The organism is Mycobacterium sp. 012931 (assembly GCF_000419295.1).
GTDB lineage: Bacteria > Actinomycetota > Actinomycetes > Mycobacteriales > Mycobacteriaceae > Mycobacterium > Mycobacterium marinum.
This window is the reverse complement of the sequence record NZ_AOPX01000001.1, coordinates 3,955,983-3,972,907: the sequence shown is the minus strand read 5'-3', so window position 1 is coordinate 3,972,907 and position 16,925 is coordinate 3,955,983. Positions and strand designations below refer to the sequence as shown.

Sequence of the window (16,925 nt, the reverse complement as noted above, 5' to 3'; positions counted from 1 at the left end):
GACGACGATCCTTCCGCCTGCCAGACGATCCTTCCGCCTGCCAGACGGTGCATCTCGTGATAGACGGCGGCATTGTCGTCCTCCAGTCGGCCGCCGATGATCGCCAGTTTCGGGGTGGCGCTCCCACGGTCAGTGAGTGAGATTCTGCTGAGCTGCCGTGTCATTTCGCCGGAACGATCAGCACACCTCGATCATCCGACGTGAGAGCGAAGCCATCGGGAACGTCGAATATGGACGTTGCCAGACGCTTTGCGACGGACTCCGGTTCGGGCGCGGTGAATTTCGGGGTGAAGTGGATGATCTGCTTCCAACAGCGCGTTATCGCCTCGCAGAAGTACAGCACCAAATCGTCGGGCTGCGCCTGCTCGAGCGCCGCGTCGAGGGCCTTTTCTTCCTCTCCGATGATGCTGATCGCGTCGGGCGCGACGCCCTCGGCGATCAGGGCGTCGCGCAACAGCTCGGGCACTTCGTCTGGCTCGCGATCGCGCAGATTGTCGTCGCGGTGGCAGATATAGGTGTCGAAATGGCCGGCGACCTTCGCCGCAATCGCCGTCGCGTCCTCGTCGCGCCGGTCGCCCGGGCAGGTGAGGCCGACGATCCGGCGCCCGCGCGGCTTGAGCCGGTCGACCAGGTCGACCATGGCCCCCACCGCCGCCTCGTTGTGCCCGTAGTCGAGGATCACCCGGAATCCGTGTTCATCGAAGACATTCATCCGGCCTGGACTCTGGAAGAAGCTGTTGTCGAAGGTGCGCAATCCGGCGCTTATCTGATCCAGTGTCTTGCCGAGCGCATAGGCCATGCCGGTGGCGAACATGGCGTTTTCGACGTTGTGTAGTGCCTTGCCCTCCAGAGTCGCCGGGATGAGCTGGGTCCACATCAGCGGCATTTGGGTGCCGTTGTCGTAGATCACGATCTGGTCGCCGTTCACGCCCTGCTCGAGTACGGCCGCAAGCTTGCCGAGCCGGATATGTTCGCGCACCAGTTCATGTTCCGGGTTGCGCGTCACATACATGACCTGCCTGGCGGGCGAGAAGGCCGCCATTTTCAGTGTCTGCTCGTCGTCGGCGTTCCGCACCACCGTGCCGCGCGTGACTTCGGCGACGACGCGTTTCACCCGGGCAAGGTCATCCAGCGTGTCGACGCCGCCAAGCCCCAGATGATCGGACGCGACGTTCAGCACCGCGCCTACATCGCAAAAGTTGTAGCCCAGGCCGGAGCGGACGATGCCGCCGCGCGCCGTCTCCAGGACTGCGATGTCGACCGAGGGATCCCGCAGCACCATCTTGGCGGAGACGGGCCCGGTCATGTCGCCTTTGACGGTCACGTTGCCGTCGATCAGCACGGCGTCGGTCGAGGTCTGCCCCACGACATGACCCGCCATTTTCAGGATGTGCGCCAGCATGCGCGAGCACGTGGTCTTGCCGTTCGTTCCGGTCAAGGCGGCGATGGGAACGCGCGCCTGGGTTCCGGGCGGGAAGAGCATGTCCATGATCGCTCCGCCCACGTCGCGCGGCGTGCCCTCGGAGGGTGCGATGTGCATGCGCAGGCCTGGTCCCGCATTGATCTCGCAGATGCCGCCGCCGGTCTCGCGATAGTTCTTGGTGATATCGGTGGTCAGGAAATCTACGGCGCCGACATCGAGCCCGATCGCCCGGATCGCCCGTTCGGCCATCAGCTTGTTGTCGGGATGGATCGTGTCGGTGACATCCACCGCCGTGCCGCCCGTCGAAATATTTGCGGTCTTGCGCAGATACACTTCCTCGCCCTCGGCGGGGACCGTCTCTGCGGTGTAGCCCTTTTCCTCGAGCAAGCGCGTCGCCTGGTCATCGAGTTCGAGCCGGGTCAGCACGTTTTCATGCCCGACGCCACGGCGAGGGTCCTGATTGACGATATTCACCAGCTCGGCAATGGTGTGGCGCCCGTCGCCCTTCACATGACCCGGCACCCGGCGCGCGGCGGCGGCGAGCTGGCCATTGACCACCAGAAGCCGGTGGTCGTCGCCGCGCAGCATGGTCTCCACCAACACCGCCGATCCCTCGGCATCGGTGGTCTCGAAGGCCTCGGCGATGCCGTCCTCGGACGTGATGTTGACGGTGACGCCCCGGCCATGATTGCCGTCGAGCGGCTTGATAACCACGGGATAGCCGATGCGTTCGGCCGCCCCCACTGCCTCGTCCACGCTGTAGACCAGCTTCTGCCTCGGGGCGGGCAGACCGAGATCGGCAAGGAGGTTATTGGCGAGATTCTTGTCAGAGGCGATTTCGACGGCGATATGCGAGGTTTTCGACGTCAGCGCCGCCTCAATCCGCTGCTGGTACTTGCCCTGGCCGATCTGGATCAGGCTGGCGTCGTTGAGCCGGTAGACCGGAATGTCGCGGGCCTGGGCCGTACGCACCAATTCCATGGCCGAGGGCCCCAGCGAACGCCTGTCGGCATAGGTCAGGAAATCCTCGACGTTCTTGTCGAGGTCGGGAGCCTCTTGATCATCGGAGTCGGCGCGGGCAATGGCCGCGAGCATGTCGCAGGCAACCTCGCCGGCCTCGATACCGATGTCTTCATTGCCATAGCTGTAGAACACCTCGACGATATCGGGATCGTCCGTCGATCTCGACCACGCCAGTGTGCCGTCAATGCCAGCGGCATGCTCGAGCGCCAAAGCCAGCCTTGCGACCAGATCGCCGATGGAAAGCCCCGCGCCGGCGTGCAATGCGGCAACCCACTCGGCATGTTCGAGCGCAAGCCCCGGCAACACCGCTGCCAGTCTGTCGATCACGCCCGCCCCCAGGCCCCTGAGGGTTTCCGCATAGCTCGGCTTGACGTCCACTTGGAGCCGGATTACCGCCTCCAGCGCATGAACGTTCGGACCGACATAGACCGAAATGGAATCGATATTCAATGGGGCATCCTCATCAAGCGTCGGGTGTCTGCACACGAGAACGCGGTCAGACAGAGCCGCGCAACGCAGTGGAGCATAGTCCAACATGCGGAACGCTCATCCGCAGAACCGGAGCATCACGAGGAACCTGGCTCCTTATGGGTGAGGGGAGAGGGTGACCGGCCAACGCCGGCAACCCGACCGGACCGGGGCCGAGTGTTGGCCCGGTGGTCGCCGCCCGGAGAGTCTGGGGCACAGTGTGGCGGTATTCCCGCGCTACCACTGGCAGGCCGCTACAGCGGTTATTGCGGTATCTGGATCGATAACGCCGATCAAACGTGCTCGCTAGTTTTCGCTCGGAAATCCCGACATCGTGGCCCCCGCGCATTCTTGTGTATTGCCTGCGCGAGTCTTGCCATCGGCATGGCGGCGGCAGATTTCATCGCAGGAACCGCCGGTCCTGCTGCGCGGCTTAACTGGGTTAGCCCACGAACCATTCCATTCGACTGTTTCAATTAGTCGGGCCTTCGCGGGTGGGTTGAGCGCAATCGTTCGACAGGCAAGCGTAGCGGTTAGGGCCGACAATCAGCTTGGACCCAATCAAGGAGGAGCGCATGGCGGCCCCGACAATCGGCCTGATCCAGCAGATGCTGCGCCGACGGCCCGTGATCGGGGCGCCCGTGGCTCACGGCGCCTCCGATCAACTGAAACGCAGTATCGGCACGTTCCAACTCACGCTGTTCGGGGTAGGTGCCACCGTCGGCACAGGCATCTTCTTCGTGCTGTCCGAGGCGGTTCCAGAAGCCGGTCCTGGGGTTGTTGCCTCATTTGTGATCGCCGGAATCGCGGCAGGACTTGCCGCGGTCTGTTATGCCGAACTCGCCTCAGCCGTACCGGTTTCGGGGTCAACCTACTCCTACGCCTACACCACTCTCGGCGAGCTGGTCGCAATGGGTGTGGCGGCCTGCCTGCTGCTCGAATACGGCGTGTCCACCGCCGCGGTTGCGGTGGGTTGGAGCCAGTACGTCAACAAGCTGCTTGACAATTTCTTCGGCCATCATCTGCCCCAGGCGCTTTCCGCTGCGCCGTGGGGTGACGCATCCCCGGGAATCATCAACCTTCCCGCTGTCGTATTGGTCGGGTTGTGCGCCGTCCTTCTCATCCGCGGAGCCAGCGAGTCGGCGAAGGTCAACACCATCATGGTGCTGATCAAGCTGAGCGTTCTGGTGATGTTCGCCGTCATCGCCTTAACGGCCTTCGACGCCGATCGGTTCGCTGAGTTCGCGCCCTTCGGTGTCGCCGGAATCGGCGCGGCGGCAGGCACGATCTTCTTCTCGTACATCGGCCTGGATGCGGTGTCCACCGCCGGTGGCGAAGTCAAGAATCCGCAGAAGACCATGCCTTTGGCGATCATGGCCGCGTTGGTGACCGTGACAACGGTCTACGTGGTTGTTACCGTGGCCGCACTGGGCGCGCAGCCCTGGCGGGATTTCGAGGGCCAGCAAGCTGGCCTGGCCACCGTCCTCGACAGAGTCGTCTCAGGCCACTACTGGGGCTCGGTCTTGGCGGCCGGCGCAGTGATCTCCATATTCTCGGTCACACTTGTGGTCCTGTACGGCCAGACTCGAATCCTGTTCGCCATGGGCCGGGACGGTCTTCTGCCCCCAGTGTTCGCCAAGGTTCGCCCACCCAACATGACACCGGTGTACAACACCATCATCGTCGCGGTGGTGATCTGCATTCTTGCCGGCTTCGTCCCGCTGAGCTATCTGGCGGACGTGGTGTCCATCGGCACCCTGGTCGCGTTCATCGTCGTGTCCGTCGGCGTCGTCATCCTGCGGGTGCGTGAACCCGATCTCCCGCGTGGATTCAAGGTGCCCCTCTACCCCGTGACACCGGTGTTGTCGGTCCTGGCGTGTGGATACATCCTGTTCGGCCTGCCCTGGTACACCTGGTTGGCGTTCTCCATATGGGGTCTCGGTGGTGCTGGTGTTCTACTTCGTGTGGGGCCGCCATCACAGTGCGTTGAACGATGGCAGTGACGGCGTGATCGGTGCCATGCCAGCCGATGCCGGCGACAGTGACGTTCTGGCGCAGCGGGATCACTGACGACGGTGAGGGTGTGGCGCTAACCGAACACCAATGGCGCACTGCGCCAGTACTTCCCGAAGGATCCGATCTATCCCGATGGTCCGCTGAAGACATCGAAGCAGTCGCTCACGCCTACAACATCAGGCCCAGAAAGACACTCGGCTGGAAAACGTCGGCCGAAGCCCGCAACCCACACGCGCGCGCTTTTTCGGCTGAAGTAGCTAGGGGGAAAGGTTGGCGAGGCCTTCGGCTGCGGCCAGCGCCGCGCGAGTCCATTCGCGCTGGGACACGGCCGGTTCGATGCGCTGACGGCGGATCACCTCGATAGCAACCACCCGTCCGGAACTGACCGCGGCCGGGACCCGGAAGGAGAATTCCGGCGTCTCGGTGGCCACCGCGAGCATCGCCTCAGTGTCGGCAAAGCCGTTGGCGCGCATGGTGTTCTCGACCCACTTCGCCGGCGTGAGGCCGCCGAAATCCTTGACGTAGACCACCCAGAGGCCGATGCCGCGCTGGTTGTAGAGCTTGGTGACCGCTCGCGCGATGACCACGCGCTCGGCCGGAGTCAATACCGCCGACTGGTCGGTGACGTGGTCAGACAACTGAAGGGTTGGCTTTGACGGCGGTGTCGCGCCGACGCCCGGGGGAGCCCTGCCGCCGCGATGATTTCCACCACCTCGGCATATGGCATTCCGGTCGGGTACTGGGTGTTCAGTAGTCGAGCGGCGTCGGTTCCCTCCACGTAGTCCATGGAGATCCAGAGTTGTCCGTGGAATTCGCCGCGATCGTGGATGCCGACTATGTGCTGGTTGTACAAGGTTGCGGCGAGGTCGGCCTCACGGTTGAAGCGCTGACGGAACTCCTGGCTGGAGGTGAACTCGGCGGGCAGGATCTTGAGTGCGTCGCGCCGGGGCAGTCGGGGGTGCTGCGCCAGGTACACCTCACCCATTCCGCCCGCACCTAACCGGCGCACGATGGTGTACCCGGCGAACAGCTCACCTTCTTGGAGGCCTTCGCTGTGGCCAGCGCTTGTCGGCATGTGAGCATGCTACTGATCGCGCCGAGGGGGCCATCGGGAAACTACCCAGAGCAGTGGTGACTCCCAGGCCGGGGCTGTGGCTGCCGGACAGAAGCCGGATAGCAATCTCGAAGTTCACCAATCACGTTGGTGCCCCGATGCTCGGGGGGTGTCGCGTCGCAGCACAATACACAGGCTGCGGAGTTGACCAGCGGCCTTGGGGGGTGCTCGGCTGTTTGGAGCCCTCAGCGACAATGGCAGTTGATGTGGAAACGCCTGTCGTGGACCGTGGTGGCCCCGCTGCTTGCGCTTGTCGCGTTGGTACTTTCCTGGGGCCAGCACATCGGTCCCGTGGTGGGTCTGCTGGAAGCAGTGCTGCTCGCAGGGGCGGTGCTGGCCGCCGTGCATCACGCCGAGGTTGTCGCGCACCGGGTCGGTGAGCCATTCGGTTCACTGGTGCTCGCGGTCGCGGTAACGGTCATTGAAGTGGCTCTGATTGTCACCCTGATGGCTTCTGGCGGGCACCAGGCGGCCACGCTGGCACGCGACACCGTGTTTGCTGCGGTGATGATCACTACTAATGGGATTGCTGGGCTGTCATTGCTGCTTGGTTCGCAGCGGTACGGCGTGACGTTGTTCAACGCCCATGGCAGCGGCACCGCGCTCGCCACGGTGACTACCTTGGCGACCCTGAGCCTGGTGCTGCCCACGTTCACCACTAGTCAGCCGGGTCCCGAGTTTTCACCTGGCCAGCTCGGTTTTGCCGCGGTCGCCTCGCTGGCGCTTTATCTGCTGTTTGTTTTCACCCAAACCGTCCGCCATAGGGACTTCTTCCTGCCGGTGGCGCAAAAAGGCGCCGTCGACGATGACCGGCACGCCGATCCGCCGAGTACCCGGGCGGCGATGACGAGTCTTGCGCTTTTGTTGGTTGCCTTGGTCGCCGTGGTCGGACTGGCCAAAATGGAGTCGCCCATCATCGAGCGGATGGTGGTGGCGGCTGGTTTTCCGCAGTCCTTCGTCGGCGTGATCATCGCAACGCTGGTGCTGCTGCCGGAGACGCTTGCCGCCGGGCGCGCGGCGCGGCAGGGGAGGCTCCAGATCAGCCTGAACCTGGCGTACGGCTCTGCAATGGCCAGCATCGGTCTCACCATTCCGACCATCGCGCTGGCTTCCATCTGGCTTAGCGGCCCGCTCTTGCTGGGCCTGGGAGCTCTGCAGCTGGTGCTGTTGGTGCTGACCGTTGTCGTCAGTGCGCTCACCGTCTTGCCTGGTCGGGCGACGCGGCTACAGGGCGAACTGCATCTGGTGGTGTTGGCCGCATACATCTTTCTTGCGGTCAGCCCCTGAGAGCGTGGGCGCGTCGCCGGGGCGTTATGCGCGGGCGCGGAGGGTCTCTAGAGCCTTGTCCGCGTGGGTGTCCATGCTGAATTCGCTGGAGATCACGTTGAGAACTTTGCGATCGGTGTCGATGACAAACGTCGTGCGTTTGACCGGCATCAATTTGCCGAGCAGTCCGCGCTTGACGCCGAACTGGCCGGCGACGGTGCCTTCGGCATCTGACAGCAGGGGATAGTCGAAATGCTGCATGTCGGCGAACTTGGCCTGCTTTTGCACGGAGTCAGCGCTGATACCGACGCGGCTCGCGCCGACTGCGGTGAATTCGGCGGCCAAATCGCGGAAATGACAGGCTTCCTTAGTGCACCCCGGGGTCATCGCCGCGGGGTAGAAGAATAGAACCACCGGCCCGTCGGAAAGTAGAGCGCTGAGCTTGCATTGTTTTCCCGTCTGATCGGGAAGCTCGAAGTCGGCCACGGTGTCACCAATTTTCATGGCCGTCAGGCTACGCTCGGGCCGGACGGCGCGTCTGATTGGATAGGCCGATGCGCGCAGACCTTGCAACCACGATTACTCGTGAAAATTTCCGCTCATTGGCCGCGGAACATCGGGTGGTTCCCGTCACGCGCAAGGTGTTGGCCGACAGTGAAACTCCGCTGTCGGCGTACCGGAAGCTGGCTGACGGCCGGCCGGGAACTTTCTTACTCGAGTCGGCGGAGAATGGCCGGTCGTGGTCGCGGTGGTCGTTCATCGGTGCCGGGGCGCCAACAGCATTGACCGTGCGGGACGGCGAAGCGGTGTGGCTGGGTACCGCGCCCGAGGGCGCTCCGACCGGTGGGGACCCGCTGCGCGCCTTGCAGTCCACCTTGGAGGTGCTTGCCACGGGCGTGATGCCGGGGCTTCCGCCGCTGTCCGGCGGCATGGTCGGCTTCTTCGCCTACGACATGGTGCGCCGGCTCGAGCGTCTGCCGAACCTGGCCGTGGATGATTTGCATCTTCCCGAGATGCTGTTGTTGCTGGCTACAGATTTGGCGGCGGTCGACCACCACGAAGGCACGATCACCCTGATCGCCAATGCGGTGAATTGGGATGGCACCGACGAGCGAGTCGATTGGGCCTATGACGATGCCATCGCCCGGCTGGATGTGATGACCGCTGCCCTGAGTAAGCCTTTGCCGTCGTCGGTGGCCACTTTTAGCCGACCGGAGCCCCACTACCGTGCTCAGCGCACCGTCGAGGAGTACGGCGCGATCGTCGAGCACCTGGTGGAAGAGATTGCTGCCGGCGAAGCTTTTCAGGTGGTGCCGTCGCAGCGTTTTGAGATGGACACCACGGTGGACCCGATCGACGTCTACCGAATCCTGCGGGTCACCAATCCGAGTCCCTACATGTACTTGATTCAGGTTCCGAATGACCATGGCTCGGTTGAGTTTTCGATTGTTGGGTCAAGCCCGGAGGCGTTGGTCACCGTTCATGACGGCTGCGCAACGACTCACCCGATCGCCGGAACCCGCTGGCGTGGTGAGACCGACGAAGAGGATCAGCTCCTGGAGAAGGAGTTGCTGGCCGACCAGAAAGAACTGGCTGAGCACCTGATGCTGGTCGATCTGGGGCGCAACGACCTTGGACGGGTGTGTATACCGGGCACGGTTCGCGTTGAGGACTACAGCCACATCGAGCGTTATAGCCACGTCATGCACCTGGTCTCCACCGTGACAGGTCTGCTCGACGCGGGCCACAGCGCTTTGGATGCGGTGACCGCGTGCTTCCCGGCCGGGACGCTGTCTGGTGCTCCCAAAGTCCGGGCCATGGAGCTGATCGAAGAGATGGAGAAAACTCGCCGTGGTTTGTACGGCGGTGTGGTCGGCTACCTCGATTTCGCCGGGAATGCTGATTTCGCAATCGCTATCCGCACCGCGCTGATGCGTAACGGCACGGCGTACGTCCAAGCCGGTGGTGGTGTCGTGGCCGACTCCAACGGGCCCTACGAATACAACGAAGCGCGAAACAAAGCGCGGGCGGTACTGAATGCGATTGCGGCCGCTGAGACCCTGGCCCGTCCGGATGCGGCGTGCAGTGACTGATACCGGGAATGACCGCCGGGCGCGGCGGAACAGCCGACTAATGATCGGGATCGCCCAGTTGTTGCTGGTGATCTCGGCCGGCGTGCTGTGGATTGCTTCGCGGTTGGGGTGGGTTGTCATCCGGTCATTCGACGGACTCGGCCCGCCCAAGGAGGTGACCCTGTCGGGCGCGACGTGGTCCACCGCGCTGCTGCCCATGGCGCTTCTGATGTTGGCCGCCGCGGTCGCGGCGCTGGCAGTGCGTGGCTGGCCACTGCGGGGGCTAGCGGCCTTGCTGGCGATGGTGAGCCTCGCGGTCGGATATCTCGGTGTCAGTCTGTGGGTGATTCCCGATGTCGCACTGCGTGGGGCCGAGCTCGCTCAAGTCTCGGTGATCACGTTGGTGGGTAGCGGGAGGCACTACGTGGGGGCGGGACTCGCGGTGGGCGCTGCCGTGTGCACGCTGGCCGCCGCGGCGTTGTTGATGCGCTCGGCATCGATCGTCGAATCACTCGGCGACAACGCCACAAAGTACGCGTCGCCCGCTTCCCGTCGTTCCGTGGCGCGTGCCCAGGACGCGGCTATAGCCACGGAAAAGGCGTCGAAGAGCGCGGAATTGGACATGTCGGAGCGCACGATCTGGGATGCTCTGGACGAGGGCCAGGACCCTACCGATCGGCCGCCTGAGCCAGACACCGAGGGTCGGTGAACAAGGGTGCGCCGACGGTCGCTACCCTTCATGGACGTCGTCGTAAATCGGCTGTAGAGCCTGGTTTAAATCGGAAGGAAACGACAGGCATGAGTCCGGCAACAGTGCTTGACTCGATTCTCGAGGGAGTCCGGGCCGACGTTGCCGCGCGCGAGGCGCTTGTCGGCATGACCGAGATCAAGGCCGCCGCCGCGGCGGCGCCGCCGCCACTGGACGTGATGGCCGCCCTGCGTCAGCCGGGTATTGGTGTCATCGCCGAGGTGAAGCGTGCCAGCCCATCTGCTGGCTCGTTGGCGCCCATCACCGACCCCGCCAAGCTGGCGCGTGCCTATGAGGATGGCGGCGCGCGCATCATCAGTGTGTTGACCGAGGGCCGGCGTTTTCAGGGTTCGCTCGACGATCTCGATGCGGTGCGCGCGGCAGTCTCTATTCCGCTATTGCGCAAAGACTTTGTGGTTCAGCCCTATCAGATCCATGAGGCGCGGGCGCACGGTGCGGACATGCTGCTGCTCATTGTCGCCGCATTGGACCAGTCAGCGCTGGTGTCCATGCTGGACCGGACCGAATCGCTGGGGATGACCGCGCTTGTCGAGGTGCACACCGAGCAGGAGGCGGACCGGGCATTGAAGGCGGGGGCCAAGGTCATCGGCGTCAATGCGCGCGATCTCACCACCTTGGAGGTGGACCGGGACTGCTTCGCGCGAATCGCTCCGGGATTACCCAGCAACGTGATCAGGATTGCCGAGTCCGGCGTGCGCGGCACCAATGATCTGCTGGCGTATGCCGGTGCTGGCGCAGACGCCGTGTTGGTCGGCGAAGGGCTGGTCAAGAGTGGTGACCCACGGGCGGCGGTTGCTGATCTGGTCACCGCAGGCACCCATCCGTCCTGCCCAAAACCAGCCCGCTAACCGGGGATGACAACCGTGCCCGTTGAGCTTCGGTGATGGCTGACCTATCTCGCCCGGACCTGCCGCGGACCAGTTCCGCGATTGCAGAACGGACCTCCCACGATCCCGATTCAGGCGGGCATTTCGGCGCCTACGGTGGCCGTTACGTCCCAGAGGCGCTCATGGCGGTGATCGAAGAGGTCACCGTCGCGTACGAGAAAGAGCGGGTAAACCAGGACTTCCTGGACACGCTCGATCGGCTGCAAACGCACTACGCCGGTCGGCCGTCGCCGCTGTACGAAGCCACCAGGCTCAGCGAGCACGCTGGCTCAGCTCGAATCTTCCTGAAGCGAGAAGACCTAAACCACACCGGCTCTCACAAAATCAACAATGTGCTCGGTCAGGCATTGCTGGCCCGCCGGATGGGGAAGACCCGGGTGATCGCCGAGACCGGCGCCGGACAGCATGGTGTGGCTACGGCCACCGCGTGTGCGCTGCTGGGCCTGGAATGTGTCATCTACATGGGGGCCGTTGACACCGCGCGTCAGGCGCTCAACGTAGCCAGGATGCGGTTGCTCGGCGCTGAGGTCGTCGCCGTGGAAACCGGTTCAAAAACCCTCAAAGACGCCATCAATGAGGCATTCCGGGATTGGGTCACCAACGCCGATCGCACCTACTACTGCTTTGGTACCGCGGCTGGGCCCCATCCCTTCCCGACCATGGTTCGCGATTTTCAGCGGATCATCGGCATGGAGGCTCGTGTGCAGATCCAAGGTCAGGCGGGCAAGCTGCCTGATGCGGTCGTGGCATGCGTCGGTGGAGGATCCAATGCAATCGGGATCTTTCATGCATTTCTCGACGATCCCGATGTTCGATTGGTGGGATTTGAGGCGGCAGGCGACGGCGTCGAGACGGGTCGGCACGCGGCGACGTTTGCCGGTGGTTCGCCCGGAGCGTTCCAGGGCTCCTTCTCCTACTTGCTGCAGGACGAAGACGGTCAAACCATCGAATCCCATTCGATCTCAGCGGGTCTGGACTATCCCGGGGTCGGCCCCGAACATGCCTGGCTCAAGGACATCGGGCGCGTCACTTACCAGCCGATTACCGACTCCGAGGCGATGGAGGCATTCGGCCTGCTATGCCGGATGGAAGGCATCATCCCCGCCATCGAATCCGCCCATGCGGTGGCCGGTGCTCTCAAGCTGGGTCGTGAGCTGGGAAAGGGTGCGGTGATTGTGGTGAATTTGTCGGGGCGGGGCGACAAGGATGTCGAAACGGCCGCCAAATGGTTCGGTCTGCTGACGCCTGGCGGCAGCGCGAACAAGTCGGTTTGATCATGACTGTTGAACAACGCGAAGCCAGCAGGCTGGGACCGCTTTTCGATTCGTGCCGCGCAGAAAATCGCGCGGCGTTGATCGGATATCTGCCCACCGGTTACCCCGACGTGAACACATCGGTGCGAGCGATGACTGAGCTCGTCGAATCAGGTTGCGACATAGTCGAAGTCGGCGTTCCCTACTCGGATCCGGGCATGGATGGCCCGACTATCCAGCGGGCTACCGAGGCGGCGCTGAGCGGGGGAGTGCGAGTCCGGGACGCGTTGACCGCGGTCGAATCGATAAGCAAGGCCGGCGGGCGTGCCGTTGTGATGACGTACTGGAACCCGGTGCTGCGGTACGGGGTCGATGCATTCGCACGGGATCTGGCGGCCGCCGGCGGGCACGGGCTGATCACTCCCGACCTCATCCCCGACGAGGCCCAACAGTGGCTTGCCGCCTCCGATGAACACGGGCTGGACCGCATCTTTCTGGTGGCGCCGTCGTCAACACCCGAACGCCTGGCCAACACCGTCGCGGCGTCACGCGGGTTTGTATATGCCGCGTCGACCATGGGGGTGACCGGCGCGCGCGACGCTGTGTCGAACGCTGCGCCCGATCTGGTGGCGAGGGTCAAGGCGGTGTCTGACATACCCGTCGGTGTTGGTTTGGGGGTGCGGTCGCGGGAACAGGCCGCCGAGATCGGCCGCTACGCCGACGGTGTCATCGTGGGATCGGCGTTGGTATCGGCGTTGGGCGACGGATTGCCGAGTTTGCGCTCACTGACGGAGGAACTTGCTGCTGGCGTTCGCCAGAGGAACTCGCCATGACGGCGACCGTACTTGCGTATTTCCCCAGTCCGCCGCGTGGCGTCTGGCATCTCGGGCCACTGCCGATTCGCGCGTACGCATTCTTCATCATCATCGGGATCGTTATGGGCCTGATGATCGGTGACCGGCGTTTCGCCGCACGCGGCGGTGAGCGCGGGGTGATCTACGACATCGCTTTGTGGATGGTCCCGTTTGGTTTGATCGGCGGGCGTCTGTACCACCTGAGCACCGACTGGCAGACATACTTTGGCGAAGGCGGCGCCGGGTTGGGCGCGGCGCTGCGCATCTGGGATGGCGGCCTCGGTATCTGGGGTGCAGTGACGCTGGGCACCGTTGGAGCCTGGATCGGCTGTCGTCGTCGCGGAATTCCACTACCTGCCTTCTTGGACGCGGTCGCACCAGGCGTGGTGATGGGCCAAGCGATCGGTCGGCTCGGGAATTACTTCAACCAGGAGCTGTACGGCCGCGAGACCACGGTGCCGTGGGGCCTGGAGATTTTCTATCGTCGGGATCCCTCCGGATTCGTCGACGTTCATTCGCTCGACGGCGTCTCGACCGGGCAGGTCGCGGTCGTGGTGCAACCGACGTTCCTCTACGAGTTGATTTGGAACCTGCTGGTATTCGCCGCGTTGATCTATCTGGACCGCCGCTTCACAATCGGTCACGGTCGATTGTTCGCGTCCTATGTGGCCTTGTATTGCGTCGGGCGGTTCTGCGTCGAGTTGTTGCGCGACGACACCGCTACACACATCGCTGGCATCCGAATCAACTCTTTCACGTCGACGTTCGTGTTCATTGGCGCAGTTGTCTACATCATCTTGGCGCCCAAAGGCCGCGAGGATCCGGCAAGCGTGCGTGGTACGGCCGCCGCTGCTGACGAAGTGCCCGAACCCGAACCTGCCGGCGAGGTCGCGACCGCCGCAGCGCCAGCTGGCGATACGGAAGGCGACGAGCCAACCGGACTGGCAGAAACGGCCAAGGCGGCCGAAGTCGCCGAACCAGAAACCGTTGGTTCGGCGGTCGCCGGAGATGAGTCGACAGCCGATACGAAGCGTCCGACGCGGTCGAGGGTGAGGTTGGCGAGGCTGCTGAGGCTGAGGCGCCTGAGGCTGAGGTGGGTGAGGTAGAGGTTGCTGAGGCGGTCGAGGGTGAGGTTGAGGAGGCTGAAGAGGCTGAGGTGGGTGAGGTAGAGGCGGTTGACGAGGCGGCTGAGGCTGAGGCACCCGAGGTGGGTGAGATAGAGGCTGCCGAGGCGGTCGAGGGTGAGGTCGAAGTGGCCGCTGAGGCCGAAGAGGCTGAGGCGGGCGAGGACGAGCCAAAAGAGGCAGAAGAGGTCGCTGAGGCCGAGGGGTCTGAGGCCGAGGACAAGACAGCGCAGGCCATAGATGGTGGCCAAACGGGGGTTGACGAGGCAGGCGAGGCCGATGCTGAGCCAGACGACGACTCCACCGCGGCAGAACCCGAGGTCGTGGTCGAGCAAGCAGATATCGAAGAGATCGAACCCCAAGAGCCCGAAGCGGAGGCGGTGGCGGCCGCTGAAGCGACGGACGCCGACGAGGGTGATGGCGAGCCCGCCGAGCCGGCGAGCGACGATCTCGACGCTGTCGCGGCCGAGGACGCTGACGTTGACGTTGACGCCACGGCAACCGAAGCCGAAGAATCCGGCGATGAGTCGCCCGAGCCCGCCGCAGACTCCGAGGAGCCCGAAGCCGACGAGTCCGCACCGGAGGACTCGGCCGAGGACACTTCGTCCGGTGAATCCGACACCCAAAGTGAGTTGGAGCAGAGCCAAACTATCGAGCAGGGCTCCGACCAAACCTCGGCTGGCGACGGCGAGGGCCCGCCTCCGAGCGCGGCGGTGGACGGCGATACCGGCCCAACCCGGCAAGGTTGGCGTGGCGGCTGAGGAACCGGATGCGTCGTTCGGGCCGGTAGCCGTCAGGCCGCCAAGTTCGGCGAGCGGCTCGGGCACCAGCTCATCGGATCTGGCATGCTGAAATGGTGACTGACCAGTCGTGGGCCGGCGGCGGCGCTGGTCCCGGACAGCAACCGGGATACCCACCGCCATTTCCGCCGCCGTACTATCCGGACTACTCGGCGCCCCGCAGTTACTACGACCCAGCGGCGCCTTTTGGCCGGCATCCCGTTACCGGCCAGCCGTTTTCAGATAAGTCGAAGACGGTTGCGGGGTTGCTGCAGCTACTGGGGCTGTTCGGAATCGCGGGCATCGGCCGGATCTACATGGGTCACACCGGGATGGGTATCGCGCAATTACTTGTGGGCTGGTTGACGTGTGGCCTAGGCGCCTTGGTCTGGGGTGTCATTGACGCGGTGCTGATCTTGACCGACAAAGTCAGCGACCCGTGGGGTCGCCCGTTGCGTGATGGAACCTAGTCAGGGCTGCGCCGAGCCGGGGCGGCGCGATGTACATAGCCAGCGCCCCGGCCGCTATGGCGCCGTAGCGTCGGCCGGATTGTTGGCCGCGGCCCTTGGCTACATCGGTTTGGTCGACCCGCACGGCGCGAATTCGGCCTACCCAGCGTGTCCGTTCAAGTGGCTCACCGGTTGGGATTGTCCCGCCTGCGGCGGCCTACGGATGGTGCATGACCTGTTGCACGGTGACCTGGTGGCCAGCATCAACGACAACATCTTCCTGCTTGTCGGGATCCCTGTGCTGGGAGCGTGGGCCCTGCTGCGCCGACGCCGGGGCCGCACATCGCTGCCGCTAGCGGCGATGATCGTGGTCGGGGTAGCGATGATCGTATGGACGGTGCTGCGCAACCTGCCCGGATTTCCGCTGGTGCCCGCCGTCTATGGTCCTTGACCGCGGTCGAGGGCACCGTCCTCAGTTGCCGAAACCGGACGACGGAGCCGGCACCGGCCCGCCTGGGTCTCCACCGAGTCGGCTGGCGGCAAACGCCACCCCCTGATCGACCACGGCCCCGTCGTCGGCGTAGGCATTATGCGCGGCGAAATTGAGGCCGTCGGAACAAACCGGATCCTCGGGGACGCAGACCTTGATGGTCTTCGCCTGGTAGGCAGGGCCGATTTCAACGGCGGGTTCACCCAGAAAGTCCATGGCCCGCACATTCGGCATGCCGAACAGGACCACCGCAGCGACGTGCTCAGCCACATCCGGTTGCAGCGGCTTGGGGACGGTCGCGGGATCGACTCCGGCTGGCACCGCAGCAGAGGTGACAAAGCCCACCACCGCTGCGCCCTGTGAGTAGCCGCCCAGCACCATCTTGGTCTGGGGGCATTGTCCCGCCATCGAAACGACATGAGTGCCCGCATCTCTGATGCCGTCCAGGCCGGTGTCCCAGTTGTCGCTGGCCGGATAGTTGACCGGGTACACGTCGAGTGATCGCCCGCCGATGTGCGAACGCAGAGAGTTGACGAATGCCTGGCCGGTGGGGCCAAGGCCGGGCGGTCCGCCGGTGCCGCGGGCAAACACCACCTCGACATCGGGGCATGGCTCGGCGGATGCAGACGGAATGGCGACGGCAGAAAACACGGAAGCGCTGAGGTCGCAAGCCGTTATCACCGCCGGCCCTAGGAAACGGACGACGTGAGATGCATTCATGCCGCTGTAGTTGCCCATGTGACCAGTTTCTCAAACTGGGAATTGTTCGGCACCTTTTGCAAGAGGCGTGTCCGACATCTCCGCCGGACCCGCGCACGCCCTTGCCCGCGGGGCTGTTGAGCTGAAACTCGCGTTCGGCTGGCGGCGGGCCCGCGCGTGCGTCGACCCGCGCCGCGCTGGCCCGGATCCCAAAGTTGCCCGGGCAGCGCAGACTTCCA

General features: G+C 64.2%; 13 protein-coding genes and 3 pseudogenes. 11 read left to right on the top strand and 5 right to left on the bottom strand.

Annotated features, from left to right (window positions below; translation table 11 throughout):
* Nucleotides 1-160: 160 nt before the first annotated feature.
* On the bottom strand, nucleotides 161-2,896 hold the full coding sequence (cphA, locus tag MMSP_RS17405) for a cyanophycin synthetase (protein WP_036426659.1): 2,736 nt from the start codon (nucleotides 2,894-2,896) through the stop codon (nucleotides 161-163).
* A 593-nt stretch (nucleotides 2,897-3,489) separates the two neighbouring features.
* Here cphA and MMSP_RS17400 point away from each other — a divergent pair.
* Nucleotides 3,490-4,984 (top strand): annotated as a pseudogene (locus MMSP_RS17400) (amino acid permease).
* Nucleotides 4,985-5,010: 26 nt separating this feature from the next.
* A pseudogene (locus MMSP_RS26945) lies at nucleotides 5,011-5,162 on the top strand (IS30 family transposase); the annotation flags it as partial.
* A 25-nt stretch (nucleotides 5,163-5,187) separates the two neighbouring features.
* On the opposite strand, the gene MMSP_RS28750 reads toward MMSP_RS26945, so the two are convergent.
* Complete coding sequence (locus MMSP_RS28750) at nucleotides 5,188-5,568, bottom strand: TPM domain-containing protein (protein WP_235065789.1); 381 nt, start codon at nucleotides 5,566-5,568, stop codon at nucleotides 5,188-5,190.
* The gene (locus tag MMSP_RS28745) at nucleotides 5,532-6,005 is read right to left on the bottom strand and encodes a hypothetical protein (RefSeq protein WP_369797323.1); all 474 of its coding nucleotides are present in this window, start codon (nucleotides 6,003-6,005) and stop codon (nucleotides 5,532-5,534) included. Before MMSP_RS28745 ends, MMSP_RS28750 begins: the two co-directional genes overlap by 37 nt.
* 243 nt (nucleotides 6,006-6,248) lie before the next feature.
* Here MMSP_RS28745 and MMSP_RS17390 point away from each other — a divergent pair, with 243 nt between their 5' ends.
* Nucleotides 6,249-7,331, top strand: a complete 1,083-nt coding sequence (locus tag MMSP_RS17390; protein WP_012394156.1) for a calcium:proton antiporter — start codon at nucleotides 6,249-6,251, stop codon at nucleotides 7,329-7,331.
* A gap of 24 nt (nucleotides 7,332-7,355) precedes the next feature.
* On the opposite strand, the gene MMSP_RS17385 is transcribed toward MMSP_RS17390, so the two are convergent.
* Nucleotides 7,356-7,814 (bottom strand): peroxiredoxin, encoded by a 459-nt coding sequence (locus tag MMSP_RS17385; protein WP_020787691.1) that lies wholly within the window; start codon nucleotides 7,812-7,814, stop codon nucleotides 7,356-7,358.
* A 50-nt stretch (nucleotides 7,815-7,864) separates the two neighbouring features.
* Here MMSP_RS17385 and MMSP_RS17380 point away from each other — a divergent pair, with 50 nt between their 5' ends.
* The 8 genes and pseudogenes from MMSP_RS17380 (at nucleotide 7,865) to MMSP_RS17345 (ending at nucleotide 15,948) form a co-directional block, all read left to right on the top strand.
* Nucleotides 7,865-9,403, top strand: a complete 1,539-nt coding sequence (locus MMSP_RS17380; RefSeq protein WP_036426658.1) for an anthranilate synthase component I — start codon at nucleotides 7,865-7,867, stop codon at nucleotides 9,401-9,403.
* 40 nt (nucleotides 9,404-9,443) lie between these two features.
* A complete protein-coding gene (locus MMSP_RS17375; RefSeq protein ID WP_020787689.1) occupies nucleotides 9,444-10,091 on the top strand; it encodes a TIGR02234 family membrane protein in 648 nt (215 codons plus the stop codon).
* Nucleotides 10,092-10,180: 89 nt separating this feature from the next.
* Nucleotides 10,181-10,999 (top strand): indole-3-glycerol phosphate synthase TrpC, encoded by an 819-nt coding sequence (gene trpC / locus MMSP_RS17370; RefSeq protein ID WP_012394159.1) that lies wholly within the window; start codon nucleotides 10,181-10,183, stop codon nucleotides 10,997-10,999.
* Nucleotides 11,000-11,034: 35 nt separating this feature from the next.
* Nucleotides 11,035-12,312 carry a tryptophan synthase subunit beta gene (trpB, locus tag MMSP_RS17365; RefSeq protein ID WP_012394160.1) on the top strand — a complete coding sequence of 426 codons (1,278 nt, stop codon included), beginning with the start codon at nucleotides 11,035-11,037 and terminating at the stop codon, nucleotides 12,310-12,312.
* Nucleotides 12,312-13,124 (top strand): tryptophan synthase subunit alpha, encoded by an 813-nt coding sequence (gene trpA, locus MMSP_RS17360; protein WP_036427377.1) that lies wholly within the window; start codon nucleotides 12,312-12,314, stop codon nucleotides 13,122-13,124. Before trpB ends, trpA begins: the two co-directional genes overlap by 1 nt.
* Nucleotides 13,121-14,310, top strand: a pseudogene (locus tag MMSP_RS28740) (prolipoprotein diacylglyceryl transferase); the annotation flags it as partial. The gene trpA and the pseudogene MMSP_RS28740, both read left to right, overlap by 4 nt.
* 812 nt (nucleotides 14,311-15,122) lie before the next feature.
* Nucleotides 15,123-15,518 (top strand): NINE protein, encoded by a 396-nt coding sequence (locus tag MMSP_RS17350; RefSeq protein WP_012394163.1) that lies wholly within the window; start codon nucleotides 15,123-15,125, stop codon nucleotides 15,516-15,518.
* Entirely contained in the window at nucleotides 15,508-15,948 is a 441-nt protein-coding gene (locus tag MMSP_RS17345) for a DUF2752 domain-containing protein (protein WP_015355989.1), read from the top strand. Before MMSP_RS17350 ends, MMSP_RS17345 begins: the two co-directional genes overlap by 11 nt.
* A 21-nt stretch (nucleotides 15,949-15,969) precedes the next feature.
* Here the strand turns inward: MMSP_RS17345 and MMSP_RS17340 are convergent, their stop codons facing one another.
* The gene (locus tag MMSP_RS17340; protein ID WP_020787686.1) at nucleotides 15,970-16,725 is read right to left on the bottom strand and encodes a cutinase family protein; all 756 of its coding nucleotides are present in this window, start codon (nucleotides 16,723-16,725) and stop codon (nucleotides 15,970-15,972) included.
* Between the last annotated feature and the right edge of the window lie 200 nt (nucleotides 16,726-16,925).

Coding starts and splice junctions, on each gene's coding strand:
- trpB (WP_012394160.1), top strand. CDS start 11,035: ATGGCTGACCTATCTCGCCCGGACCTGCCGCGGACCAGTTCCGCGATT.
- trpC (WP_012394159.1), top strand. CDS start 10,181: ATGAGTCCGGCAACAGTGCTTGACTCGATTCTCGAGGGAGTCCGGGCC.
- MMSP_RS17385 (WP_020787691.1), bottom strand. CDS start 7,814: ATGAAAATTGGTGACACCGTGGCCGACTTCGAGCTTCCCGATCAGACG.
- MMSP_RS17380 (WP_036426658.1), top strand. CDS start 7,865: ATGCGCGCAGACCTTGCAACCACGATTACTCGTGAAAATTTCCGCTCA.
- MMSP_RS17340 (WP_020787686.1), bottom strand. CDS start 16,725: ATGGGCAACTACAGCGGCATGAATGCATCTCACGTCGTCCGTTTCCTA.
- MMSP_RS28745 (WP_369797323.1), bottom strand. CDS start 6,005: ATGCCGACAAGCGCTGGCCACAGCGAAGGCCTCCAAGAAGGTGAGCTG.
- MMSP_RS17350 (WP_012394163.1), top strand. CDS start 15,123: ATGGTGACTGACCAGTCGTGGGCCGGCGGCGGCGCTGGTCCCGGACAG.
- MMSP_RS17390 (WP_012394156.1), top strand. CDS start 6,249: ATGTGGAAACGCCTGTCGTGGACCGTGGTGGCCCCGCTGCTTGCGCTT.
- MMSP_RS17375 (WP_020787689.1), top strand. CDS start 9,444: ATGATCGGGATCGCCCAGTTGTTGCTGGTGATCTCGGCCGGCGTGCTG.
- MMSP_RS17345 (WP_015355989.1), top strand. CDS start 15,508: ATGGAACCTAGTCAGGGCTGCGCCGAGCCGGGGCGGCGCGATGTACAT.